25 protein-coding genes and 1 other RNA gene are annotated in these 24,066 nt (G+C 35.3%); 18 read left to right on the forward strand and 8 right to left on the reverse strand.

Annotated features, from left to right (window positions below):
• Positions 1-81 precede the first annotated feature (81 nt).
• The 6 genes from pyrR (at position 82) to pdxH (ending at position 4,115) form a co-directional block, all read left to right on the forward strand.
• A complete protein-coding gene (gene pyrR / locus BUE24_RS02130; RefSeq protein ID WP_073313253.1) occupies positions 82-621 on the forward strand; it encodes a bifunctional pyr operon transcriptional regulator/uracil phosphoribosyltransferase PyrR in 540 nt (179 codons plus the stop codon).
• Between the two features lie 37 nt (positions 622-658).
• Entirely contained in the window at positions 659-1,588 is a 930-nt protein-coding gene (locus tag BUE24_RS02135) for an aspartate carbamoyltransferase catalytic subunit (RefSeq protein ID WP_073313257.1), read from the forward strand.
• Between the two features lie 3 nt (positions 1,589-1,591).
• Positions 1,592-1,924: a ribonuclease Z gene (locus BUE24_RS02140; protein ID WP_073313260.1), complete on the forward strand. Its 333-nt coding sequence runs from the start codon at positions 1,592-1,594 to the stop codon at positions 1,922-1,924.
• A 52-nt stretch (positions 1,925-1,976) separates the two neighbouring features.
• Entirely contained in the window at positions 1,977-2,438 is a 462-nt protein-coding gene (locus BUE24_RS02145) for a thioredoxin family protein (RefSeq protein WP_084549357.1), read from the forward strand.
• A 57-nt stretch (positions 2,439-2,495) separates the two neighbouring features.
• Positions 2,496-3,401: a ribonuclease Z gene (locus BUE24_RS02150; protein ID WP_073313263.1), complete on the forward strand. Its 906-nt coding sequence runs from the start codon at positions 2,496-2,498 to the stop codon at positions 3,399-3,401.
• A 69-nt stretch (positions 3,402-3,470) separates the two neighbouring features.
• Positions 3,471-4,115, forward strand: coding sequence for a pyridoxamine 5'-phosphate oxidase (gene pdxH / locus BUE24_RS02155; protein WP_073313266.1), 645 nt, complete (start codon positions 3,471-3,473; stop codon positions 4,113-4,115).
• 1 nt (position 4,116) lies between these two features.
• Here pdxH and BUE24_RS02160 read toward each other — a convergent pair whose 3' ends face one another.
• Positions 4,117-6,318, reverse strand: a complete 2,202-nt coding sequence (locus BUE24_RS02160; protein ID WP_073313269.1) for an OmpA family protein — start codon at positions 6,316-6,318, stop codon at positions 4,117-4,119.
• Positions 6,319-6,701: 383 nt separating this feature from the next.
• Here BUE24_RS02160 and BUE24_RS02165 point away from each other — a divergent pair, with 383 nt between their 5' ends.
• The 4 genes from BUE24_RS02165 to BUE24_RS02180 all read left to right on the forward strand — a co-directional run bounded on the left by BUE24_RS02165 (position 6,702) and on the right by BUE24_RS02180 (position 10,819).
• Entirely contained in the window at positions 6,702-7,187 is a 486-nt protein-coding gene (locus tag BUE24_RS02165) for a SixA phosphatase family protein (RefSeq protein ID WP_073313272.1), read from the forward strand.
• A 2-nt stretch (positions 7,188-7,189) separates the two neighbouring features.
• Positions 7,190-9,292 (forward strand): polyphosphate kinase 1, encoded by a 2,103-nt coding sequence (gene ppk1, locus BUE24_RS02170; protein ID WP_073313274.1) that lies wholly within the window; start codon positions 7,190-7,192, stop codon positions 9,290-9,292.
• 5 nt (positions 9,293-9,297) lie between these two features.
• The gene (locus BUE24_RS02175; protein WP_073313276.1) at positions 9,298-10,197 is read left to right on the forward strand and encodes a Ppx/GppA phosphatase family protein; all 900 of its coding nucleotides are present in this window, start codon (positions 9,298-9,300) and stop codon (positions 10,195-10,197) included.
• Between the two features lie 64 nt (positions 10,198-10,261).
• Entirely contained in the window at positions 10,262-10,819 is a 558-nt protein-coding gene (locus BUE24_RS02180) for a porin family protein (protein ID WP_073313297.1), read from the forward strand.
• Positions 10,820-10,871: 52 nt separating this feature from the next.
• Here BUE24_RS02180 and BUE24_RS02185 read toward each other — a convergent pair whose 3' ends face one another.
• The gene (locus BUE24_RS02185) at positions 10,872-11,513 is read right to left on the reverse strand and encodes a Crp/Fnr family transcriptional regulator (protein WP_073313299.1); all 642 of its coding nucleotides are present in this window, start codon (positions 11,511-11,513) and stop codon (positions 10,872-10,874) included.
• Between the two features lie 249 nt (positions 11,514-11,762).
• Between BUE24_RS02185 and BUE24_RS02190 the strand changes: the two genes are divergently transcribed.
• The 6 genes from BUE24_RS02190 (at position 11,763) to BUE24_RS02215 (ending at position 17,225) form a co-directional block, all read left to right on the forward strand.
• Positions 11,763-12,308 carry a YybH family protein gene (locus tag BUE24_RS02190; protein ID WP_073313302.1) on the forward strand — a complete coding sequence of 182 codons (546 nt, stop codon included), beginning with the start codon at positions 11,763-11,765 and terminating at the stop codon, positions 12,306-12,308.
• A 130-nt stretch (positions 12,309-12,438) separates the two neighbouring features.
• Complete coding sequence (locus tag BUE24_RS02195; RefSeq protein ID WP_073313306.1) at positions 12,439-13,716, forward strand: type III PLP-dependent enzyme domain-containing protein; 1,278 nt, start codon at positions 12,439-12,441, stop codon at positions 13,714-13,716.
• A 3-nt stretch (positions 13,717-13,719) separates the two neighbouring features.
• Entirely contained in the window at positions 13,720-13,998 is a 279-nt protein-coding gene (locus BUE24_RS02200) for an acyl carrier protein (protein ID WP_073313309.1), read from the forward strand.
• 46 nt (positions 13,999-14,044) lie between these two features.
• Positions 14,045-15,610 carry a class I adenylate-forming enzyme family protein gene (locus BUE24_RS02205; RefSeq protein WP_211483301.1) on the forward strand — a complete coding sequence of 522 codons (1,566 nt, stop codon included), beginning with the start codon at positions 14,045-14,047 and terminating at the stop codon, positions 15,608-15,610.
• Between the two features lie 3 nt (positions 15,611-15,613).
• On the forward strand, positions 15,614-16,510 hold the full coding sequence (locus tag BUE24_RS02210; protein WP_073313313.1) for an alpha/beta fold hydrolase: 897 nt from the start codon (positions 15,614-15,616) through the stop codon (positions 16,508-16,510).
• Positions 16,497-17,225 carry a DUF6733 family protein gene (locus BUE24_RS02215; protein WP_073313315.1) on the forward strand — a complete coding sequence of 243 codons (729 nt, stop codon included), beginning with the start codon at positions 16,497-16,499 and terminating at the stop codon, positions 17,223-17,225. The genes BUE24_RS02210 and BUE24_RS02215 overlap by 14 nt, the downstream gene beginning before the upstream one ends.
• Before the next feature lie 41 nt (positions 17,226-17,266).
• On the opposite strand, the gene BUE24_RS02220 is transcribed toward BUE24_RS02215, so the two are convergent.
• The 4 genes from BUE24_RS02220 to BUE24_RS02240 all read right to left on the reverse strand — a co-directional run bounded on the left by BUE24_RS02220 (position 17,267) and on the right by BUE24_RS02240 (position 20,872).
• Positions 17,267-17,848 carry a MiaE family protein gene (locus BUE24_RS02220; RefSeq protein WP_073313318.1) on the reverse strand — a complete coding sequence of 194 codons (582 nt, stop codon included), beginning with the start codon at positions 17,846-17,848 and terminating at the stop codon, positions 17,267-17,269.
• Positions 17,849-18,034: 186 nt separating this feature from the next.
• Positions 18,035-18,712: a hypothetical protein gene (locus BUE24_RS23660; protein WP_139241894.1), complete on the reverse strand. Its 678-nt coding sequence runs from the start codon at positions 18,710-18,712 to the stop codon at positions 18,035-18,037.
• Between the two features lie 12 nt (positions 18,713-18,724).
• On the reverse strand, positions 18,725-18,934 hold the full coding sequence (locus BUE24_RS02235; protein WP_139241895.1) for a hypothetical protein: 210 nt from the start codon (positions 18,932-18,934) through the stop codon (positions 18,725-18,727).
• A 120-nt stretch (positions 18,935-19,054) separates the two neighbouring features.
• On the reverse strand, positions 19,055-20,872 hold the full coding sequence (locus tag BUE24_RS02240) for a DNA polymerase III subunit gamma/tau (protein ID WP_073314407.1): 1,818 nt from the start codon (positions 20,870-20,872) through the stop codon (positions 19,055-19,057).
• 106 nt (positions 20,873-20,978) lie between these two features.
• On the opposite strand from BUE24_RS02240, the gene rnpB reads away from it, so the two are divergent.
• Both rnpB and bshA read left to right on the forward strand, forming a co-directional pair.
• Positions 20,979-21,280, forward strand: an RNA gene (gene rnpB / locus BUE24_RS02245) — RNase P RNA component class A.
• Positions 21,281-21,429: 149 nt separating this feature from the next.
• The gene (bshA, locus tag BUE24_RS02250; protein WP_073314409.1) at positions 21,430-22,557 is read left to right on the forward strand and encodes an N-acetyl-alpha-D-glucosaminyl L-malate synthase BshA; all 1,128 of its coding nucleotides are present in this window, start codon (positions 21,430-21,432) and stop codon (positions 22,555-22,557) included.
• A 34-nt stretch (positions 22,558-22,591) separates the two neighbouring features.
• On the opposite strand, the gene BUE24_RS02255 is transcribed toward bshA, so the two are convergent.
• Positions 22,592-23,080 carry a hypothetical protein gene (locus BUE24_RS02255; RefSeq protein WP_073313330.1) on the reverse strand — a complete coding sequence of 163 codons (489 nt, stop codon included), beginning with the start codon at positions 23,078-23,080 and terminating at the stop codon, positions 22,592-22,594.
• Between the two features lie 78 nt (positions 23,081-23,158).
• Positions 23,159-23,971: a DUF1338 domain-containing protein gene (locus tag BUE24_RS02260; protein ID WP_073313333.1), complete on the reverse strand. Its 813-nt coding sequence runs from the start codon at positions 23,969-23,971 to the stop codon at positions 23,159-23,161.
• Between the last annotated feature and the right edge of the window lie 95 nt (positions 23,972-24,066).

Below are 24,066 nucleotides of genomic sequence, written 5' to 3' on the forward strand. Positions count from 1 at the left end.
TTTATCATAAACTCTGTGGTTATCTCATGATTAATTGCAAATTTTCATTATTTTTGTATCCCAAATATCCTTTTGGAGAATATGAGTCAAAAACTACTACTTAGTGCAAAAGAAATAGATATCATACTGCACCGTTTGGCTTGTCAATTAATAGAAAATCATACCCATTTCAAAGACACCGTGCTTATTGGTGTGCAACCTAGAGGTACTTTCTTAGCAGACCGAATAAGACAAATACTATTAAATGATTATCATCTGGATACCGTAGATTTAGGGTATTTGGATATTACATTTTATAGAGATGACTTTAGGCGAGGAGAAAAGCCTTTGGCAGCAAACTCTACGGATATTGATTTTGTGGTTGAAGACAAGCGAGTGGTGTTTATTGATGATGTGTTATATACTGGAAGAAGCATTCGAGCCGCGCTTACCGCTGTTCAATCCTTTGGTAGACCATCAGAAATAGAACTATTAACACTAATCGATAGACGATTTAGCAGACATTTACCTATTCAGCCTAACTATAGAGGGAGACAGGTGGATGCGATCAATCAGGAAAAAGTAAAGGTGCATTGGAAAGAAAATGAAGGAGAAGATGCCGTTTATCTGGTTGGTAAATAAATATCAAAAGTACTTTAGAATAGCAATATAAAATACTATGAGCGAATTAAGTGTAAATCACTTACTGGGAATAAAATACCTAAATAAGAAAGATATTGATCTTATTTTTGAAACGGCAGATCATTTTAAGGAAGTGATCAACCGCCCCATCAAAAAAGTCCCTTCATTAAGAGATATTACCATTGCTAATTTGTTCTTTGAAAACAGTACCAGAACAAGATTGTCTTTCGAACTTGCCGAAAAAAGACTCTCTGCAGATGTTATCAATTTCTCTGCAGCCTCTTCGTCGGTAAAAAAAGGGGAAACCCTTATCGATACAGTGAATAATATACTTTCGATGAAGGTAGATATGGTAGTGATGAGACATCCTAACCCGGGGGCTGGAGTTTTCCTATCAAAACATGTAGATGCGAGTATTGTTAATGCTGGTGATGGTGCACACGAACACCCTACACAGGCCCTCTTGGACTCTTATTCAATAAGAGAGCGTTTGGGAGAAGTGGCAGGTAAAAAAGTGGTAATTGTAGGTGATATTTTGCATTCCAGAGTAGCACTTTCTAATATTTTTGCCCTTAAATTACAGGGAGCAGAAGTAAAAGTTTGCGGACCAAAAACCTTGATTCCTAAATATATTGAAAAACTAGGGGTAGAGGTAGAAACAAATTTGCGAAAAGCACTGGAATGGTGCGATATTGCAAATATGCTCAGAGTACAGAATGAAAGAATGGAAATTAGTTATTTCCCTTCTACTCGAGAGTATACCCAACAATTTGGAGTGAATAAAAAATTACTTGATAGTCTTAATAAAGAAATTGTAATAATGCATCCAGGACCCATCAATCGTGGCGTAGAAATCACGAGTGATGTAGCTGATTCAGATCAAGCCATTATTTTGGATCAGGTTCAGAATGGAGTAGCAGTGAGAATGGCAGTGATTTATCTGTTAGCTTCTAAAATTAAACGATAACTTATGATTTTTAATAAAGATGGTTCTACAACCATAATCACACAAGAAAAGACTACCATAATCGAATTTGTCAAGGGTCTTGAAGGTAAGTATGAAACGCTTAAAAACGATAATCTTATTATTAATTTATTTTCATTAAAGGATCTTTCTGTGGCAGATGTGAATGAGTTCTTGAGAATATCTAATCAACATAAGGCCGGAAAACATTCATTCGTTATTGTTACCGATAGATTGTCTTATGAGGATGTGCCTGAAGAGATTACCATAGTTCCTACACTTCAGGAAGCTTATGATCTGGTAGAGATGGAGGAAATCGAACGAGATTTAGAGTTTTAAGAAATTTTTATATTTTTTGTAATGTTTTGTTTAGCATTGCGTCTTAGTTAATATGAATAAACTAGCCCCTTTTTTCGTATTTATATTTTTTTTAGGTTTCAGTTTCAAGGGTAACGCTCAGGACTGGAAATATGATCTGGATGAAGCTTTGGCAGTTGCTAAAGAAAAAGATCAAAAAATCGTTTTATTTTTTACTGGATCAGATTGGTGTCCTCCTTGTATCAAACTGGAAAAGAAAATTTTATCTACTCAAGAATTTGCAGATTTCACTCAACAAAAATATGTTTGGTTAAAAGCAGATTTCCCCAGAAGAAAGAAAAACAGAATTTCTAAAGAACAAAAGCAGAAGAATAAAGCACTTGCCAGCCGATATAATAAGAAGATGGTCTTTCCTGCTATTCTAATTCTTAATAAAGAAGGTGTTGTATTAGGAGCAACGGGTTACAGAAGAGATTTGGATGTACACGGTTATATTTCATTACTTACCTCTTTTGATTCTTTTGATCAATATTGATTTCTAATTGAGATTACGCTATATTCACGCTTTGATAATACAATAGTGAAATAAATTTTGAAACTTACAATATTAGGGTGTTACTCTGCTACACCAAGAACATTTACTAATCCTACGTCTCAGGTACTTGAAATAAACAATCATATCTTTTTAATTGATTGTGGAGAAGGAACACAGGTGGCGTTGCGAAGAAACAAAGTCAAGTTTTCAAGAATCAAGCACATTTTTATTTCTCATCTGCATGGGGATCATTTTTTTGGTCTCATCGGTTTGGTTTCTACGTTTAGATTGTTAGGTAGAGATACTCCTTTGCATATTTATGGTCCACAAGGAATTAAAGAAGCGATCACTTTGCAGCTGAAACTATCTAATTCCTGGACTGATTTTCCGTTGCACTTTCATGAATTGACTCATACTGGTCCGGAAATAATATTTGAGGACGAAAAAGTAACGGTGCAAACTATTCCACTTCAGCATCGAGTATATTGTAATGGGTTTTTATTTCGGGAAAAGCCGGGAGAACGACAGTTGGTTTTAAGTAAGGTTCAGAATTATGATATCGATATTGCATATTACCGTTCTATTAAAAAAGGAAAGGATGTAGTTCTGGAAAATGGAGAAGTAATACCAAATTCAGAATTAACTCTAGATCCAAGACCTGTAAAAAGCTATGCTTTTTGCAGTGACACCCGGTATGATGAGGCCAAAATTGAACAAATCAAAGAGGTGACGGTATTATATCATGAATCTACATTTCTCGAAAGTCATAAACATTTATGTGCCAAAACTGGGCATAGTTCTGCGATCGAAGCAGCTACAATAGCTCAAAAAGCTAATGTAGGCACTTTGATCTTAGGTCATTATTCTACACGATATGAAAATATCGAAATATTTAAGGATGAAGCTAATACCGTTTTTGATCATGTAGAAGTAGCTGACGACGGGAAAGTCTTCGAATTTTAAAGAAATAATAAGAATTGTTGTTAGCGCTGATTCTATAAAATAGGTAACTTGCGCCTATAAATTGTTATTATGAATAGGGATCTGACCAATTATCGTAAGTCTTACGAAAAACATACACTGGAGGAAGAAAACCTTCAGGATTCACCATTTCAGTTATTTTCGGATTGGTTTAAAGAGGTAGAAGAAAGTGGAGGAGTAGAGGAGACCAATGCAATGACTTTAACTACATTGGGACTAGATGGATTCCCAAAAGCCAGAGTAGTTTTATTAAAAGAATTTGATCACAACGGTTTTATTTTTTACTCCAACTATGAGTCAGAGAAAGCCAAGGCTATGGATAGTAATAATAAAGTATGTATTTCCTTTTTTTGGCCTAACCTGGAGCGACAAGTAATCATAAAAGGTAGGGTAGAAAAAGTATCCGAAGAAAAAAGTGAATCCTATTTCAGATCAAGACCAAGAGGCAGTCAATTAGGTGCTTGGGCTTCACGACAAAGCGAAATCATCAATTCAAGAACGGTACTAGAAAACCAATTGCAGTCATTGGAAGACAAATTTGAAGGGAAAGACATCCCTAAACCCTCATTTTGGGGAGGTTATCAAATTATTCCTTCAGAATTCGAGTTTTGGCAAGGTAGAGCAAATCGTTTACACGATCGCATTCGTTATCAAAAAGAAGGTGATCAGTGGATGACCAAAAGGCTTTCTCCATGATCTAATCCATAATTACAAAATTTGATCTTCTGTTTTTGCGATACTCTTCTTCGTTACAATCTTGACCATCAAGACAATCGTTAACCGGACGAGTTTCTCCAAACCCAACATAAGATAAAATTCTATTTCTGGAAACGTTTTGACTTACTAAATAGTTGTAAATAGACTCCGCTCTTTTTTGGGATAAATCAAGGTTGTAATCATGATTACCTCTACTATCAGAGTGAGTTTCGATCTTGATCACCATATCAGGATATTCCTTGGTCATCAATTCAACAATTTTATTTAGTTCTAGTTCTGCTCTTTCAGTAATATCCCATTTATCAAATTCGAAATAGATCTCATTCAAATTAATAAGATCATTTATGGTCTTATCTAGTTTTGAATTTGCTTCCAAATCTGTTTTTGGTGGAGTAGAACTTTGCACGATATCACCAGGTGTAATTCCTCCACTTTTAGTATTCGAAGATTTGTCTGTTTTATCAAAATCACCAGGAGTAACCTGAGCAATGTCGTGATCTAGTTTCTTCTTTGGTATAGCAACCAGGCTGCTAGCATTAGGACAATTTAGTGTGCTTATGTCGATTGCCAATTTGAACTGATAGTAGTCTGGCAAGTCACATTTGTTAATGTGATTATATCCTTTAGAGTACTTTATCGTTTCATTTAATGATCCATTAAACTCTGCTGTAACAGGTTGGTCAACTACGGTAATGTCGTCTATGGTTTCAATAGATTCGCAACTGGTATCTACTGTTACATTATAAGATATATGGAAAGGTTCGCTATCTATTTTCACCATTTTATTAGGAATAGTGAACAAAATAGTTCTGGAGTTCTTATCGAATTTCGCTTTAACACGTTTAGGTAGCTCTAAAGACTTTTCAGAAAAAATAACATTTTTGGGAAGAACGTCTTTAATAATGGTATTCTTGGCGTCATCATTACCTTCGTTATGAACAGTAAGTTGATAGGTAATCTCTTGCTTAGGCGCTAATACGTCTTCTGGATGGATATATCTGTTGTTATCGGTAAACTTAGACCTTTTAATAATATGTATAGCAGGTTCGTAGATGTCTACACTAAAAGCCACAGCCATCACAGAGTATCCATCATTATCAGTCTTTAATCGAAACTTAGCTTCCGTTTGATTATTACCTATAATACTGTTTCTTACATTTTTAATATCGAACAAATCTGCATCATATCCAAGGGTGTTCTGACTAGCAGGAACCCTGGTTTTAACATTCCTTCCATTCTCAGTAATATTCGCATTAAAGAAATTATTCATAGGGTTTGTGCCGTCCGCAAGACTCTTGTATTTGTTCGTCTCGTTAGACATTACTTGAAAACGATCTCCTCGAATTCCTTTATCTCCTTCGTAAGCAATTACACCAATTTTTCCATGAACCGCACCATTAGGTATCGTTTGGAAGTTGTTGAATGAAAAAGCAACTGGTTTAGATTTAGAATCTATATTTACGAAACCATCATAGACATAAAACCTTTTTCTAGGTTTGGCATGGTCTTCGTAAATTACAACCATAGTCCAACCTCCTGCTAATCCATTTCCTAGAGTTGCATCGTCATTTACTTCAGAAGTAGTGGCAGGAATATTAGCTAGGGTATAGGTTCCCAGCGGATTATTTAAGTTTAGTACATCTTCTGTTATATCCTTATAACATGAATATTGTTTAAATAAAGCTTCAGAATCGTTGTAATAATCATGAATAATTTTACCGTCCGTAATAGTAGCATATTCAGTTTGTCCCGGATATTTAATTTTTATGGAAGTAATATCTTCAGTTCGATTTTCGTCAGCATATGAAGCAGTCCAATAAAGGCCAACGTGTCTTATAGTGCTACATTCTGTGTCAATGATAAGATCTGCACTACTGGAATTAAAAGTGGATGGATCATTATCAATATCGATAAATCCCATTCTGAATTGATTATTCAATCCACCATCATTGTAGCTTTTGTTGGGGTCAAAAACCCCAGTTCCATCGTCATTACTGACTTTTCCTAATATTGTATTGGAAACAAACTTAAAATCCCCCTTGAAAGTAAATTCGGCCCTTTTTTCTAAAGGAACCTCTACTTGTCCATACATAGGTAGGCTGCAAAAGATTGCAGTAACCATTAGTAGGCTTAAGCTTTGTAATCCAAAAAGATTTCCTTTCTTCATAATCTCTTTTTCCACTTTTCTAGTTTTTTAGCCCTTGCATTTTGACTTAATTCGTGTGAGTTTTGCTTGGGGGGAAGCACTCCTAATTAAGGGAAAACCGTATGTAAATTTAGATTTTAACATTTACATAAATAAGAAAAAACACAGGTTTTCGATGTAAATACAATTTTTATCGATCAAAACCAGTCCTCTATCGACTTCATATTCACTTGTTTATCTCGCTTCATTACTTCATGTTCTTGACTTTTTACTACAATTCATCGTTATATCAGAATAAAACAGATCAAATTAATTTTTTGATTTAACCGTTATTTTATTCTAGGTTATAACAATTATTGAATGCGAATTAGTAAACTTGTATTACATAACTCATTTTTGCCATTTATAGTATAGAAATCATGAAAACTTTATATATCATTCGACATGCCAAATCTTCTTGGGATTATGATGTTCCCGATGACCAAAGACCATTAAGTAATAGAGGACTCAGAGATGCTGAATTGATTGGAAAACATCTGAAAACCCTAGTAAAACCTATAGATTTGGTACTAAGCAGCCCTGCAGAGCGGGCTTATAAGACTTCACAAATTGTTTTGGATAATCTGTCGATCGATAAAAGTGTATTTCGTTTAGAACCAGATCTTTATGATTTTGGCGGAAACAAAGTTTTGGAAGTAATTAAAAATTGCAAGAATGAGATCAATACGCTTCTTATTTTTGGTCACAACCATGCATTCACTTCGATAGTAAATTTATTGGGGGATCAGAGCATTGATAACTTACCTACTGCTGGAGCTGTTGGTATTGAGTTTGAAGAGGAGCAATGGGATCAAATTTCTGTAGGAAAAATCTTTCTAATGGTTTTTCCTAAATCTTTACGATAAATATGGAATTAATTAACAATCAGTATATTAATAGAGAGTTAAGCTGGTTGCAGTTTAATGCAAGAGTATTACAGGAAGCTGCAGATGATAGTGTTCCTTTGGTTGAACGTCTACGTTTTATTGGGATATTTTCTAATAACTTAGATGAATTCTTTAAAGTACGCTATGCTACGATCAAAAGGATCGATTTGGCTGGAAAAGATGGTAAGAATGTCTTGAAAGGAACCACGGCAAGTAATCTGTTAGAAAGAATCACCAAGATTGTAATCAAACAACAGGCAGAGAGTCTGAAAACCATTGATACGATTGGTAAAAAGCTGGAGTCTCATAATATCTTTATTATAAATGAAGATCAAGTGAATGAGGATCAAGATCAATTTATTCGTAATTATTTTGTGAGTAAAGTAAGTCCCGCCTTGGTTACCTATATTTTGAATGACCTTGAAGAGTTCCCCCATCTAAAGGATAGTGTTGCGTATTTGGCAGTAAAACTTGTATTGAAAGAACGAATTCCCAAAGAAGGAAGAATTTCCAAGATTTTGCAACAAACAACCAAAGAGAAGATATATGCGCTTATAGAAATCCCTAAAAACATGGATCGATTTGTGGTCTTACCAGAAAAAGATGGGAAACAGTATATTATCATTCTGGATGATTTGATTAGGTACTGTATGCGTATTAACTTCAGTATTTTTGACTATGTAAGTGCATCTGCACATATGATTAAAATCACAAGAGATGCGCAGTTAGATTTTGATAATGATCTTAGTAAAAGTTTTATCCAAAAAATATCTAGTAGTGTAAAATCCAGAAGGGATGGAGAACCTGTTCGATTCGTTTATGATAAAGAGATCGAAAAGGATACGTTAGAATTCCTGATGGAGAAAATGGAAATTGATAATACCGATAGTATTATCCCTGGAGGTAGATACCACAACCGAAGAGATTATATGCGTTTTCCTGATTTAGGAAATCCAGAACTCATTTATCAAACCATGCAACCTCTTACCATTCCTGGTCTACCATTGCAAGGTAGTTTGCTAGATAAGATTGCGAAAAAGGATTTTCTTCAATACACCCCTTACCATACATTTTCTTATACAGTAAAGTTTTTAAGAGAATCTGCTATTGATCCCAAAGTAAAAAGCATAAAGATCACTATATACCGGCTGGCTAGTATTTCTCATATCGCCAGTTCTTTGATTAATGCTGTAAAAAATGGGAAAAAGGTGACGGTGCAAATTGAGCTGCAGGCCAGGTTTGACGAGGCAGCCAATATTAGATATGCAGAACAGATGCAACGAGAAGGCGTACATCTTAATTTTGGAGTTACCGGACTTAAAGTGCATTGTAAAGCCTGCGTTATAGAACGTGAAGAAAAAGGAAAGACCAAGAGATACGGCTTTATAAGCACCGGGAATTTTAATGAATCTACGGCCAAGATATATACAGATTATACCTTATTTACCACCAATGAGGCAATTCTTAAGGAAACCAATCGGGTATTTAAATTTTTTGAAATCAATTATAAGGTGAATAGATACAAACATCTCTTGGTATCCCCGCATTACACGCGATCTTCTTTGGTAAAATTGATTAATAATGAAATCACGAATAGTAAAAATGGATTGCCGGCAAGAATACGATTGAAACTCAATAGTCTTAGTGACTATGATATGATTGATAAGCTATATGAAGCAAGTAGAGCAGGGGTAAAAATAGATTTAATTATTCGCGGAATTTGCTGTTTGATTCCTGGTATTCCCGGAATGAGCGAAAATATAAGAGCCATCAGTATAATAGATAAATTTTTGGAACATCCACGATTACTAATTTTTGAGAATGGGGGGGATCCTAAAGTGTATATTTCATCAGCAGACTGGATGACTCGAAATCTAGATCGAAGAGTCGAAATCTCATGTCCTATCTACGATGAAGATATCAAATTGGAACTTATGGAAACTTTTGATATCTCCTGGAACGATAATGTAAAAGCCAGGATTCTTTCTAAAGATCAGGATAATGCTTACATTCGAAACGAAAAAGAAAAAATAAGATCACAGGTTGCAGCCTATGATTACTATTTACAGAAACTAGGAAATTAATTATTTTGTTGACAATAGAAAAATACGGAGCCATAGATATCGGTTCCAATGCAATTAGATTATTAATCAGTAGTGTCCACGAAGAAGAAGGAAAGACCACTAGATTCAAAAAAACTAGTTTAGTTCGTGTTCCGATACGATTAGGAGCTGATGTATTTAAAGATAAAAGAGTTTCTGAAGCAAATATCGCCCGAATGCTCGATACCATGCAAGCGTATCAATTACTCATGAAAACACACAAAGTAGTTCGATATAAGGCTTGCGCTACTTCTGCAATGCGTGAAGCAGAAAATGGAAAAGAACTTGTGCAATTGATAAAAGATCAAACAGGAATTCAAATTGATATTATTGATGGAAAAGATGAAGCCGCAATTATTGCGATGACAGATCTTCATCAGTTGATCAATACTGATGCATCTTATCTTTATGTTGACGTAGGAGGGGGGAGTACAGAGTTTACGCTATATCATAACGGAAATACAGTGACTTCCAGATCCTTCAAGTTAGGAACGGTGAGATTGCTCAACAACCTGGTTCCAGATCAAACCTGGAATGAAGTCCAAAATTGGATACAAGAGATTACCCGAAATTATAATCGGATATCTTTGATCGGTTCTGGTGGGAATATCAATAATATTTTCAAGAATAGCGGAAAAAGCATGGGGAAACCCTTATCATTCTTATACCTCAGTTCGTATTACAAACTTTTGAATTCGTTGACCTACGAAGAACGGATATGGGAACTTAATTTGAATCAGGATAGAGCCGATGTAATTGTGCCCGCAGCGAGGATTTATCTATCTGCTATGAAATGGAGCGGAGCCAAAGATATTTACGTTCCAAAGATCGGATTGTCGGACGGGATCATTAAATCCTTGTACAATGAAAAATTGAAAAACAAATAATTCTATAAAATCTGTATATTTACGGTCAGACGTACCCCTGATATTGAAACTAAATCTATTTATGATGAAAAAAAAATTACTTTACATTGGAGTTCTTTTACTAACCGTTTCTGGAATAATGGCTCAAGAAAAAACATATGGAGTTCGTCTTGGAGCAAATCTTAGTTCGATAAGTTCTGATGATATTCCAGAAAATCTGGAAGATAATCGATTTGGAGTTGTAGTTGGTTTTCTGGCCGAGTATCCAATTAAAGATCGGTTAAGCTTTCAACCTGAATTTCAATACTCCTCTCAAGGGAATGAGGATGAAGCACTTCGCGTGGATTACCTAAAACTTCCTTTATTTCTTAAGTATAACTTTACTGATATTTTTAATGTTCATATAGGGCCACAGGTAGGACTCAAAATATGGGAATGGGAAGACAATGCCGGTATAGATGCTAACTTCAATACTTTTGATTTTGCTGCTGTTGCCGGAATCGGAGTAAACATTACCGAGAATTTCTTTGCAGATCTTCGTTATGACTTTGGATTGTCTAATGTTTTTGATGATGAAGGTGTAACTGGAGGCGCTGATGGGAATAACAGTGTTATACAACTTTCCTTTGGATACAAGCTTTAGGCTATCCATATTTACAATATATTATTTAATTCTTATTAGATTATTGAGTGTTTTAAGAACTGTAAAAGCTTTTGTTGAGTATTATTCGGTTCTTAAGACATTCTATTTGTAATGATCTTTTGAGATCATTAAACATCTTATTAGTGATCACCCTTGATGCTCTAATGTAGTTCGCAAATTCTTCTTGATTAAGAGGACAATATAACGCAATACGGTATTCATCCGCTGATGAAATCTCAAAGTTCTTTTGAAAATCTAATAAGGTTTCCTTTACTCTGTTTTCCACAAACCTGTTCTGTAGGATTCGAATTCGTCTTTCCAGAAGACAACATTCTATTCCAATCAAACAAAATACTTCAGTAGGTAGAATGATTTTTTTCTGAAGCATAGATTGTATCTGATGTATTTCAAATTCATAAACTATTGTTTTTGCCTGAAGTGCTTGATACGTATAATTTAGAGTATCCTCTGCAATGATTTGACAACTTCCAAAAAATTGATTTTCAGCTAATATTATAGATATGAGTAATTCTCCAGATTCGTTGGGGTAACTTAACTTAATGGCACCACTTCTTACCAAATAAAGTCTTTTCCGGTTGGTCTTGTGATAAGGTCTAATAATTTCATTTTGATCATACGTGTTACAATGATGAATCCCTTGTTTTACCAAAAGATCAAATAATTTAATAGTCATGTTTTTGTTTGTTGGTTTTAAGTTGCTTCTTCCTGACTATTAATATTTGCTAAGTAACTTTCGTATTAACATTCCGTTAGTACATTTATTATAATTTTGACGCATTTTTTCTGCGTAAACAACATAAAAAGTGCTAATTCTTAGAAAATAAATTAAATTTTGGTGTTAGAATTTTTATATCGATTGAGTTTGAGTTGGAATAATTTCGGTTTTCACAATCATGATAATTAACTCTTAAAACCAAAACTCATGAAATTTTTTAATTCTAAAGCGTTAGCTATAGTTGGTATAGCAATGCTAGGAGGTCTTTTATTCACTTCGTTTATAAAGTCTTCCCCAAATCAAAATGTTGAAATTAGTTACAAGAATTCTGTAGTTAGCTATTACGGAAGTACTTCGGTGACCAAAGCTGATCTGGTATCTCAAGCCAAACTTATTGATATTGCCGATCGTAGGTTCGAAACCAAATGGGTAAACAAAGATCCCAAAGGAATCTCAGAAGAATACACTCGCAAGGGAGCCGTATTTATGAAACCTGGTAAAAAACCCAGATTGGGAAGAAATGAGATCGAGAAAGAATTTTCTGAAAGTGTACAGGTTATAGACCGTGTAGAATTCTTTCAGGATGAACTGCAGTTTTTTGGCGACATGGATGTAGCTTTCCAACGCTGTCATATGTTGGGATATAAAAATACCAGTTCTTCTCCGGTATTTGAAGGGTCTTATGTAATTCTCTGGAAGAAAGAAAAAGGAGATTGGCTCATAGAGTATGATATGTTTAACGCTGATAAATAGCAGATAAACGTACTATAACAAATCTTAGATCATTCAACTTTTTAAAAATGGTATAGTTACATAGTTATGCCTAATCACAAACGTTCCCTTCTTTGAAGCTAAAGAGGGAAATGCATTTAATCTCAACATAATGAAAATTAATACATCAGATATTTTATCTGCAGTCAACCAATATGGAACCCCAGCATACATCTACGATGGGGAACAATTGGTATCTAATTACAAAAACCTGAAAAATGCGCTGCCCAACTTTGTAGATGTCTTTTATGCCTTAAAAGTGAATCCTAATGTTTCTTTGGTAAAACTGTTACGATCTCAAGGCGCTTGTACAGAAGTATGTTCAATTACTGAACTGGAAATTGCACTCAAAGCTGGTTCAACCCCAGAAGATATTATATACCTGGGCCCTTGTAAAAAAGACTATGAACTTAAAAGGGCCATCGAATTGGGGATTTATGCTATTGTCATAGAATCCGAAACGGAATTAGAAAGAGTTTCCAGTTTTGCTAATAATGCCGGAGTCACTGCAAATGTGGCTATTCGGATCAACCCCGATTTTTCTGCAGAAGGTTCTCCATGGAAAATGGGAGGTAGACCTACTCATTTTGGTATTGAGGAAAAACAAGCCATACAAAACTTTGGAAGTTACCTTGCTACACCAAACATACATGTACAGGGAATACATGTATACAATGGTACAAATATTCTGGAAGCTCAATCCGTATTCGAAAACACCAGCTACATTCTGAATCTTTATGATCAAATTTCGCAGAAATATCATTACCATTTTACCATGGTAGATGTTGGAGGAGGAATGGGAGTGCCTTATTTTCAAAATCAGGAACCCTTAGACATTACAATGTTTAAAGAGCTCATGGTGCCTTTGTTTACTTCATTTCATGACAAATATCCTGATACCCGAATTATTATGGAATCTGGTCGATTTATAATCGGGACAGCAGGCGCTATGGCAGTACAAGTGAACAATTTAAAATCAAATCATGGAAAGCTCTTTGCGGTTACCGACGGAGGAACGAATTGCCATTCTGCAGCAGCTGGATCGGGAAGAGTAGTCAAAAGAAATTTCCCTATTCAAAATATATCCGCGGGTTCTGACACTGCGAAAAAAATGTATCAGGTGTCTGGGCCATTGTGCAGTCCTGATGATATCATAGGGCGTAATATTGAACTTAACGAAATACATCTGGATGATATTTTGCTGGTTAAATTATCAGGAGCGTATGGTCCAACATCGTCACCTGTTCTGTTTCATAGTCATGGATACCCTGCAGAGATATTATTGTATCAGGATGAATCATTTCTTATTCGGGAAAAAGACACTTCTATGGATATTATTAATAAACAAATAGAAGTTGATTTCAAACACACTAAACTCATAACAAATTAGCACATGGATACTCTTAAAATATTAGATACAATCAAAGATGGATTACTGGACAGTATTCCGAATATCGCAAAAGAACAAATTCAATTAGAGGCTCATCTCAAAAATGATCTGGGGATCGATTCTCTTTCGTCAATGTTCTTTCTTACTTATTTAGAAGATCATATTCATGGTTTTGAAGTCAATGCCGATACTATAGAAGCCAGGCATTTTAATACGTTGCAAACCATTTATGACTATGTACTGTCAGAGCTAAAAGTGAACACCTCTGTCTCGGTGCATTAATATACACTTCTAATACATTTTAAATACAATAATGATGATACCAAAAATGCAAAACTTTTTGGAGGAAACCGTATGTCTTTATCCCAAAAAGACTGCGGTGACTTTCTCCGGAAATTCATATACATTTTCAGATATAGAAGAACAATCCAATAGTTTGGCTTCTTATCTGCAAAAACAGGGTGTTCAAAGAGGAGACCGTGTAGTAATTTTATTAGGCAACAAGATCGAAACCATTGTTTCCTTCTGGGCAATCCTAAAAGTAGGCGCAATTGTCATTCCTGTAGGGATGGAGCTGAAATCTAGTAAAATAGAGTATATCCTCCAAGATTCTGGCGCTGTTGTACTTATCACTACTGCAGAAATAGCGGCAAAAAATGCTTCCATTCTTCAACAATCCTATCTCAAAGAAACGTTGATTGTAGATGGTCCTACAAATACAAAGGGACAAGTGGATTATGATGAGATTCTGAAAGATAATCATGACTCTCCACAGTCCAGTGGACTCATAAGTAAAGATTTGGCAGCGATTTTATATACTTCTGGTTCCACAGGTGAGCCAAAAGGAGTGATGCTATCTCACGAAAATATGATAGCCGCCACTCATTCTTTGAATGCTTATTTAACATATACAACCGAAGATAAAGTGCTTTGTGCTTTACCCTTATCATTTGATTATGGGTTATATCAAATGATTATGAGTGTTTCCAAAGGAGCTACATTGATATTGGAAAAAGAATCGACCTGGCCCATCTTTTTACTTAAGAAAATACTACAGGAAAAGATCACCATATTTCCCGCCGTACCAACCATGGTTATGTTATTGCATGAGCAAAACAAAAAATATCAATTCGATCTTTCCAGTATTAGAAAAGTGACCAATACGGGAGCAGCACTAACTCAAAATAACATTCAAATGGTTCAGGAACTGTTTCCTCATACTGAAATATACTCTATGTATGGACTTACCGAATGTAAACGGTGTACGTATTTACCACCTTCTGAAATTGATAAAAAACCAGATAGTGTAGGCATAGCGATCCCTAATACCGAATTGTGGTTGATAGATGAAAATGACCAGAAAATTACAACACCACATGCGGTAGGGCAGTTGGTGATCAGAGGGGCGACGGTAATGCAAGGGTATTGGAATAAACCTGAAAAAACCGCTGCCAAACTCAAGCCTGGTTTACATTCTGGAGAGAAAGTACTTTACACTGGAGATTTATGTGCTTTGGATGAGGATGGGTATCTCTATTTTAAAGGAAGAATGGATCATATGATCAATTCGAGAGGAATCAAAGTCAGTCCAAAAGAAGTAGAGGATTACTTAGTTAGCATTCCATCAATAAATGCAGCAGTAATCACCGCGATTCCTCATGAAGATTATGGAGAAGCGTTATTTGCTTTTGTGGTGCTAAAAGAAGAACAGATTACCTCTGAAAAGGAAATCTTATCCCTTTGTGCTACACATCTAGAAGCTTACAAAGTACCAGGATTTGTGGAGATACTTTCGTCTATCCCGAAGACTCCAAATGGAAAATATGATCTTATTACCTTAAAAGAAAGAGCTTTACAACTGGCAAACGTAGAAACGAAAGCATTTTTAACCTAAGGTATGGATATAGAATATGAAGTAGACGGGTTAGTGCTGAGAGCAAAAACCTGGGGAGACAAAAAGGGTTATCCAGTATTAGGGCTTCATGGCTGGTTAGATAATGCTTGTACGTTTGACAGGATTGCACCCTTGCTTTCGCCAGATATCTATTTTATTGCGATTGACTTGGCTGGGCATGGCTTATCGGATCATAGGGATGCCAACAGTTCTTACTACTTATGGGATTATGCGGCAGATATTCTAAAAGTATTAGATGCGCTTGGATACAAAAAAATTAGTGTCATAGCACATTCTATGGGGACGGGTATCGCCTGTATTTTGGCAAGTGCTATACCCAACGTAGTAGAGAAAATGGTCTTTATTGATGGTTTAGGGCCTCCATTTGTGGCTCAGAAAGAAGAAGAAGTCGTTGTTAACTTTTATAGGGCAATTCGACAGTTACGAATGGCAAAAAAGACGAAGTTTTTTGGTTTTTCTTCACCAGAAACAGCACAATTCTCATCGGTAGCAGCTGCGATAGAAGAACGGGTAGATAATCCTATAGGTAAGATATCTAATAACGCAGTGGTTAATCTCTTGAATAGAGCTTTGATCAAACTTCCCAATGGATATCGATGGAGTCATGATCCCAGAATTGTATTGCCAGAACGCTATCGAATTACAGAATCTCAGGCACAAGCTTTTATCCAGGCTATTACTTGCCAAACCCAGATTATTTTGGGAAAACAAGGACTGTTTTCCAAAGGAATGTTTAAAGCTCGGTTAAGCAAATTTCAGCAAAGCAAGATCCATTGGATGGAAGGTGGGCATCATCTTCATTTGGAAGAGCCACATGATAAGATCGCTTTATTAATTAATGAATTTTTACAAAAAGAAATAAATAATGAAAACTATTAAATGTACAATACTGCTATTTATGCTGGTAGGAGGGTATGTTTTTTCTCAAGAAAAAGAAGAACAAACTAACAAAACTACTTTTGCGACTAAGATTATTCATAACAGTGTAGCAGGATTCTATCCAATTTTCTTGGGAAATTTTGAAACCAATAAGAACTATGATATTACCTTCTATACTATTTTTTGGACTAATCCTTCTTTTGGGAATCTTCCATCGGGTAGTGATTTGTTATTAGAGACTGCGGTAGGACTTGGGTTTAAATTTTTTGATAACTCATTGTATGTAAATCCTTCTTTTGGAATTACAAGTGGTAAATTTTCTTCGAATAGTACAGGAACCAAAATCGCCGAAGGAATTGTACCGAGCTTGTATGTCAACTATCAGACCAACCTTATTGATTTTGAAGGGTATATTTCTTATTACAAATCGATTCGCGAAGACGACGATATCCTTACCAAAGATTATTTACTAAACTGGATAGCTCCAGGAATACATGTAAGCAAACGGCTGGTCACTGGTCTGTTTTATGAGTCGTTTGGAGTGACTCGACAAGAGGAAGGGGATCCGTTGCTAGTGTATCAATGGCTAGGAGGGTCGTTAAAGTTGAAATTCGATAAAGGTATTGCGTTTAGAATATCAATGGGAGCTACTTTAAATACTGATGCCGGCACTTCGGATGAGTTTTATAAGGTGTCAGCTTTTATTCCCTTGTAGAGCGGATATAAATAAAAAGAGGGTCAAACTGACCCTCTTTGTTAACCGTGTATCGTTTCTTTTGTACCGAGATCTTTCATGATTTCAGCTTCAAATTCAAGAAGATCTTGCCATTTTTTATCTACTTCTTCTCGTTTTCCGTATTTACGGGCAAAATTTAGAAACATCGTATAATGATTGGCTTCGCTTACCATAAGGTCTCTATAGAACTTGGCTAGCTCTTGATCTTCAAGTTCTTCAGAAAGCAATTTGAATCGCTCACAACTTCTGGCTTCAATAAGCGCGGCATATAATAAGCGATGTACCAAGTGAGTTTCTCTACTTCCTCCTTTTGGGAAAAACTTCAGTAATTTGTTGACATACTCATCCTTTCTATCTCTACCTAAAGTCCATCCCCGAGCAATAATTTTGTCGTGTACCATTTTGAAATGACTAATTTCTTCTTTTACCAATTTGGTCATTTCTTGAACCAAGTCAGTATATTCGGGAAAACTTACAATTAATGAAATTGCAGTTGAAGCAGCTTTTTGCTCACAAAACGCATGATCCGTTAAGATTTCTTCAATATTTTTTTCAACAATGTTGACCCATCTTGGATCGGTAGGAAGTTTTAAACCTAGCATTTATTCGTTCTTTTGATGTATCTGATTGAAGTCAGGAATATGTTAAGATACAAATATACTTATATTACCACGTAGTTGGAGAGAAAATTAAGAAGTTATTATGATTAAAAACAAAGTCAAGAGATGCCTTTATCCCTTGACTTTGTATTGAGTTTTTTGATGTTTTAAAAAATCGAAAGAACGGATTTAATTTTCTTTCTTTTCGGTATTAAGCTTTATTAATTTCTCTTCTCCTTTAGAAATACCAGATTTTATCTTAGTCACGCGTTCTTGATGCTTTTTTAGCTTTTCTTCAACCTTGGCTACCTTTTCCATTTTGGCAGTATATTCTTCTTCTGTTATTTCTCCAGCTTCTTTTTTGGCCAGTAATCGTTCTTTCGTTTTTTGAATTTTGTCGTTACCTTTAGTATTTCGATTTTCCATAAAGACCAAGCGCTCTTTTTTGTTTTCAATTCGATCTTGAATTGCGTTGGCTTTTTCGTTCTTGAATGCGACTCTTTTCTCTTTGAGTTCCTTTCTTTTTTCTTTAGTCGACTCCTTATACGCGTTTAGTTTTTCTTTCAATTCTGGATTAGCTTCAAGATATGCTTTCTTTTCCTCGGCAGTCATTTCTTTCATTTTTTCATGGTGCTCACCCAGAATGGCTTTTTTGCCTTCTTTAAGTTCTTTTTTGACTTCTTTTATCTCACCTTTTTTTGCCTTCATTTCTTCCTTCATTTCTTCCTTCTTTGCCTTCATTTCTTCACGCTTTTCTTTCCTCTGTTCTTTGCGTTCTTTGGCAACTTCTTTAGGTTTTTGAGCGTAGGAAACACCGGTGATTCCAAGGATAAAAACAAGTATTAATAGTTGTCTTAAAAGTTTCATAGGTTAGTTTTTTTAGAGGTTGTCTAATTCGTTTATTGCATTATCCAATTCTTCAGCTTCTTTTTCCAAAGATTCGAAGTCTTCATCTATTTCTTTGTCGATGGCTTCCATTTTTTCATTGAGTTCTGTAGCTTCTGCAGCTTTTTTCTCTTCTTCTGCTTTTTTATCGACACATGCGATAAAGAAAACCATGACAAAAATGATTAAGAATGTTTTTTTCATGAGATAGTTAATTAGGTTAGTATTATTCCTAAATATACTCAATTTTAAACAGTTATAAGAATTAGTTAGGAGCCATTGTTGCTCCTTTTAGAAATTAGGACAGAAGCCATAAAGTAAGGCTTAGATATCTAAATCGAACAACGATCGTAGCTTATCAATAAGTGGGTTTTTCTCTTTTAATTTCTCGTATTTATCCTGAGGAGTAAAAGCATATTTTTTGGAAGCTTCTTCATTAACATGAATAACAAGTTCGATGCTATAATTATTTAATTTTCTATATAAGAATTGAAATAAGCCAGGAAGGGCATTCTCCAAATCTACTTTCATGGATTGATTAGGAAGCTCTACTTGTATTTTACCTTCACTATTCATGGTAGGTATATTCATCGCAAACATAGAACCTATAATACGCTCTCCTTTTTTATCTTGCAATTTACCATATTCGATCCAGGCATCTTTCATTTCAGATTCTGTAAACTCATCATGTGGTAAAGAGTTCGGATCTACAATACTGTCTACTTTCTTTTCCTGATGTTCTTTCTTTTTACGAATACTACTCAAGGATAAACCTGAAGTCTTTTTACGAGGAGAAGATATAGAAAGATTATTTTTGGTTTCAGTGGCAGGTGTTTGGGTAACCACATCACTTTCTGTACTACTTACTTCTTGATCTATGGTTTGAACATTTTCTTTTTCCTGAATATTACTATCTGTTGTTTCTACTGAAACAGGAATGGGTTCAGGAGTTGAACTTTCAATAGAAAGAGGTTTCGTTTCAACCTTCTCTTTAATCTCTTGATTAATTTTGATAGGTTGGATACCTTTTTCTTTGAAATAAGAAGGAGGAATTATGTAAGGTTTGTCATTTTTTTTTTCTCCATCCGGAGTAAGGATAGAGGCAAGCTGCATCAAACATAGTTCAACCAGTAATCTTTGATTACGACTGGTTTTATACTTCAGGTCACAATCATTGGCCAATTCAATTCCTTTTATAAGAAAGGCGTGTGATGCTTTTTGAGATTGTTCTAGATATTTTGCTTTGGTTTGTTCTCCTACTTCCAGAAGATTAATGGTCGCTTGATTTTTGCATACCAAAAGATCTCTAAAATGGGAGGCTAATCCTGCAATAAAATGGTGCCCGTCAAATCCTTGAGCTAGAATATGATTAAACTCAATAAGTAATTGAGGAATATTATTTTGTAAAATCAAATCGGTAGCCTTAAAATAGGTCTCGTAATCCAGTACGTTCAAATTTTCGGTTACCGCTTGTCTTGTTAAGTTTTTACCGCTAAAACTTACAACCCGATCAAAAATAGACAAGGCATCTCTCATTGCTCCATCTGCCTTTTGCGCAATAATTTGCAACGCATCTTCATCGGCATTAATTCCTTCTTGGGCAGCAACCTGCATTAGGTGATTTTTGGCATCAGTTACCGTGATTCTTTTGAAATCAAAGATTTGACATCTCGATAAAATCGTTGGAATGATCTTATGCTTTTCTGTGGTAGCTAATATAAAAATAGCGTGCTTTGGAGGTTCTTCTAATGTTTTTAGGAACGCATTAAAAGCAGCTTGCGATAACATATGAACCTCATCAATGATATAGACTTTGTATTTTCCTACTTGTGGAGGAATACGTACCTGATCAATAAGATTTCGAATATCGTCTACAGAGTTGTTGGAAGCGGCATCAAGTTCAAAAATATTGAATGCAAAATCTTCATCTGGATGTTCGTTTCCATCTTGATTGATTGTTTTTGCCAATATTCTTGCACATGAGGTTTTACCAACTCCTCTCGGACCAGTAAATAGCAAAGCCTGCGCCAAATGGTTGTTTTCTATAGCATTCAGCAAAGTATTGGTAATAGCCTGTTGCCCTACAACATCCTTGAAGGTTTGAGGTCTATATTTCCGTGCAGATACTATAAAGTGTTCCATCGTTACAAAGTTAAAAATTGCAGGCATAAATTACATTTCAGGATTTGGTTTTTATATTTAGTTATTAACAGCTGTTATACTTATTGAATTTATGATATTTTTGCAGCAAGCAGATCACCTTATCGCGACGCTGTCGAGGAAAGTCCGGACACCATAGCGCAGCATAGCGGGTAACGCCCGTCCGTTGTAAGACGAGGACAAGTGCAACAGAAAGAATGTACAGGTAATGCTGTAGTGAAATCAGGTAAACTCTATGCGGTGCAACGCCATGTAAACCAACTTTTGAGGGTTGCGCGCCCAACGTTGGAGGGTAGGCGGTTGGAGCTAGTGAGTAATTACTGGCCTAGATAAATGATAAGGCCCGTCTTTTAGACGGTGACAGAATCCGGCTTATGATCTGCTTTTTTATTTTAGTTTTTGTAAATAGTGTTTCTTACACAAAAGCTTAGTTTCATTCATACAAATGCTCCGCGTCAAGGTCAAATAAGTTTTAAAACTACTTTAACAATAGGCTATACTAAATTTCTTGTACCTTGTGCGACAAAGAAATTGACCCTATGAAAATTGCGATTGTTTGTTACCCTACTTTTGGAGGTAGTGGAGTAGTGGCTACCGAATTAGGCATAGCCTTGGCAAAATTGAACCATGAAGTTCATTTTATAACCTATAAACAGCCTGTACGCTTGGATTTGTTAAATCCTAACATTCATTTTCATGAGGTTCATGTTCCAACTTATCCGCTTTTTTTATATCAACCCTATGAGTTGGCTTTATCCAGTAAGCTTGTCGGTATCATTAAGAAACATAATATAGACGTTCTACATGTACATTATGCAATACCACATGCCTATGCAGGGTACATGGCCAAAAAGATGCTAGAGGAAGAAGGAATTTACATCCCGATGCTAACCACGCTTCATGGTACCGATATAACATTAGTAGGTAATCATCCAAATTATAAACCAGCGGTTACTTTCAGTATTAATAATAGCGATATTGTTACTTCGGTTTCACAAAGTTTAAAAGACGATACTTTACGTTTGTTCAATATCAAACAGGATATTAAGGTAGTTCCAAACTTTATTGATGTAAGCCAACAGAAAACAAGCTTTACCGATTGCCAAAGAGAGGTTATGGCATTACCAGAAGAACGTATTGTGACCCATATTAGTAATTTTAGACCAGTAAAAAGAATTACAGATATCATTGATATCTTTTATAATATTCAAAAAGAAATGCCAGCCAAATTGTTGATGGTTGGAGAAGGACCAGAGCGCAAACCAGCAGAACAGAAGTGTAAAGAGTTTGGGATTAAGGATAAGGTGATCTTTCTTGGTAATAGTAATGAGATTGATAAGATTTTGTGCTTTTCAGATCTATTCTTACTACCTTCAGAACGAGAGAGCTTTGGTTTAGCGGCCTTAGAAGCTATGGTGAATAAAGTGCCTGTCATATCCAGTAATGCAGGAGGAATTCCGGAAGTAAATCGCCATGGGGTATCAGGGTACCTAAGTAATGTTGGTGATATTGAAGAAATGTCAGCAAATGCGATTAAAATTCTTAAAGACGACGATGTACTGGAACAGTTTAAGGAGAATGCATACAAAGAAGCAAAAACATTTGATGTAAACGAAATCGTTCCTAAATACATTGCTTTATACGAAGGTGCATTAGCAATGACTTAGGAACGATTTATATTGTTTTGTTATCTTCTTTCTATTAGAACTGATAACGAATTCCTAACCCCAGGTCAAAATCCAAATCATCATCATTGTCTCCAAAACCTATTTCTGGTCTAAAATCAAGAGATATGAGTATCGGGATATTAAAGTTGTATTCTATACCGATGTCACCGGCTATAAATAGATAGGTATCACTATCATCTCCACCAGGGAAATTATCATCCAGATCTACATATACAAATCCTCCACCAGGACCTACATACCAATTAAATCCTTTGTCCAGATTAAATACCCATTGGTATAGCCCTGTAAATTTGATAGCATCTCCAAAATCGAAATCTCTCCATCCCAAATCAAACTCAAGTCGATTGTTTCCGCTTAAGCCTAATTGATAAGATATTTCTGCACCAAAACCATCATCATCTCCCAACCTCAAACCTAATGCATGCTTAGAAATTTCTTGTGATTGAACTGTACTTATCGACGCTACAATAAAAGCTACAATAAATAAAATACGTTTTGTCATAGTTAAATAGGTTTTTTAGATTTATGATATCAAATATAACGTTCCATATCTACTTTTAATGTATTTAGTCGACATTTATTATGATTTTTGTAGCAGCATGTCAGTGCTTTCAAAGATTTTGTCAGCGGAGTTTGCTATAAATCCGGTAAATAGCGTTCCGTCTTGTTTTGGGTAGCGATAAGCAAATTCATAATAACATGAAGTGATGTTTTGCTTTCCTTCTTCAAACTCGAATTCAATTTTATCTGCCAGTATGCTGGATTGTTCCAAAAGTTGATCTGCAGAACCTTTAATTTCTCCACCCGAGGTATTCATCTGGAAACCATTGTCTTTCAAGAAATGATTTACCTGCTCTAGCGTATCAAAAGAACTCAATTTGTTTACATCTACGGTGAAGTGATTTGAGCAAAAACCATTAACATACATCCATGCGGCATATTCAGATTCTTCAAGCAATGTAGTATAGGTAGCATGCGAAGGAGTTTTCCAAACTCTACCTTTCAAAATCAGATCATCTTGCAAGAATACTTCTTGATCAACTCCATCCAATAGTAATTTAACAATGTTTTGTAATTGTACAGAACATTCTTCCAACAACAATTGACTGATAAAAATTTTTGGAGCATTTGGATCCTCTTGATGTTCAAAATGTTTTGCATATAGTTTTTTAGCTTCAAAACGATATTCTCCTTTTGAGACATATCCCATCTTTATAAAAACACGGGAAAGTACATCGATGTTTATTCGTGGATCATTGAATGTTCGTATTGCAATATGATCATTGAAAACAGTATTCCCTTCCTCCTCAAATAGAGATTTTACCTTTTGGGCAGAGGGAGCCTTGGTAGTGTATTGTTTCCACAATTCATTAAAAAAATCAGTAGTATTCATAACGTCTTGTTTTTTGATGTAAAATTATTAGTTTTGACTTTAATAAGGGTTGTATGTAGTCTATTTAATCTTGTTAGGTTTATTTTTGTGTTAAA

Origin of the sequence: Aquimarina spongiae, assembly GCF_900141785.1 — a bacterium.
Taxonomy (GTDB): domain Bacteria; phylum Bacteroidota; class Bacteroidia; order Flavobacteriales; family Flavobacteriaceae; genus Aquimarina; species Aquimarina spongiae.

Bases quoted from the DNA above. Each gene is read 5' to 3' on its own strand.
- pyrR (WP_073313253.1), top strand. From the start codon at position 82: ATGAGTCAAAAACTACTACTTAGTGCAAAAGAAATAGATATCATACTG.
- BUE24_RS02135 (WP_073313257.1), top strand. From the start codon at position 659: ATGAGCGAATTAAGTGTAAATCACTTACTGGGAATAAAATACCTAAAT.
- BUE24_RS02140 (WP_073313260.1), top strand. From the start codon at position 1,592: ATGATTTTTAATAAAGATGGTTCTACAACCATAATCACACAAGAAAAG.
- BUE24_RS02145 (WP_084549357.1), top strand. From the start codon at position 1,977: ATGAATAAACTAGCCCCTTTTTTCGTATTTATATTTTTTTTAGGTTTC.
- pdxH (WP_073313266.1), top strand. From the start codon at position 3,471: ATGAATAGGGATCTGACCAATTATCGTAAGTCTTACGAAAAACATACA.
- BUE24_RS02165 (WP_073313272.1), top strand. From the start codon at position 6,702: ATGAAAACTTTATATATCATTCGACATGCCAAATCTTCTTGGGATTAT.
- ppk1 (WP_073313274.1), top strand. From the start codon at position 7,190: ATGGAATTAATTAACAATCAGTATATTAATAGAGAGTTAAGCTGGTTG.
- BUE24_RS02180 (WP_073313297.1), top strand. From the start codon at position 10,262: ATGAAAAAAAAATTACTTTACATTGGAGTTCTTTTACTAACCGTTTCT.
- BUE24_RS02185 (WP_073313299.1), bottom strand. From the start codon at position 11,513: ATGACTATTAAATTATTTGATCTTTTGGTAAAACAAGGGATTCATCAT.
- BUE24_RS02190 (WP_073313302.1), top strand. From the start codon at position 11,763: ATGAAATTTTTTAATTCTAAAGCGTTAGCTATAGTTGGTATAGCAATG.
- BUE24_RS02195 (WP_073313306.1), top strand. From the start codon at position 12,439: ATGAAAATTAATACATCAGATATTTTATCTGCAGTCAACCAATATGGA.
- BUE24_RS02200 (WP_073313309.1), top strand. From the start codon at position 13,720: ATGGATACTCTTAAAATATTAGATACAATCAAAGATGGATTACTGGAC.
- BUE24_RS02205 (WP_211483301.1), top strand. From the start codon at position 14,045: ATGCAAAACTTTTTGGAGGAAACCGTATGTCTTTATCCCAAAAAGACT.
- BUE24_RS02210 (WP_073313313.1), top strand. From the start codon at position 15,614: ATGGATATAGAATATGAAGTAGACGGGTTAGTGCTGAGAGCAAAAACC.
- BUE24_RS02215 (WP_073313315.1), top strand. From the start codon at position 16,497: ATGAAAACTATTAAATGTACAATACTGCTATTTATGCTGGTAGGAGGG.
- BUE24_RS02220 (WP_073313318.1), bottom strand. From the start codon at position 17,848: ATGCTAGGTTTAAAACTTCCTACCGATCCAAGATGGGTCAACATTGTT.
- BUE24_RS23660 (WP_139241894.1), bottom strand. From the start codon at position 18,712: ATGAAACTTTTAAGACAACTATTAATACTTGTTTTTATCCTTGGAATC.
- BUE24_RS02235 (WP_139241895.1), bottom strand. From the start codon at position 18,934: ATGAAAAAAACATTCTTAATCATTTTTGTCATGGTTTTCTTTATCGCA.
- BUE24_RS02240 (WP_073314407.1), bottom strand. From the start codon at position 20,872: ATGGAACACTTTATAGTATCTGCACGGAAATATAGACCTCAAACCTTC.
- bshA (WP_073314409.1), top strand. From the start codon at position 21,430: ATGAAAATTGCGATTGTTTGTTACCCTACTTTTGGAGGTAGTGGAGTA.
- BUE24_RS02255 (WP_073313330.1), bottom strand. From the start codon at position 23,080: ATGACAAAACGTATTTTATTTATTGTAGCTTTTATTGTAGCGTCGATA.
- BUE24_RS02260 (WP_073313333.1), bottom strand. From the start codon at position 23,971: ATGAATACTACTGATTTTTTTAATGAATTGTGGAAACAATACACTACC.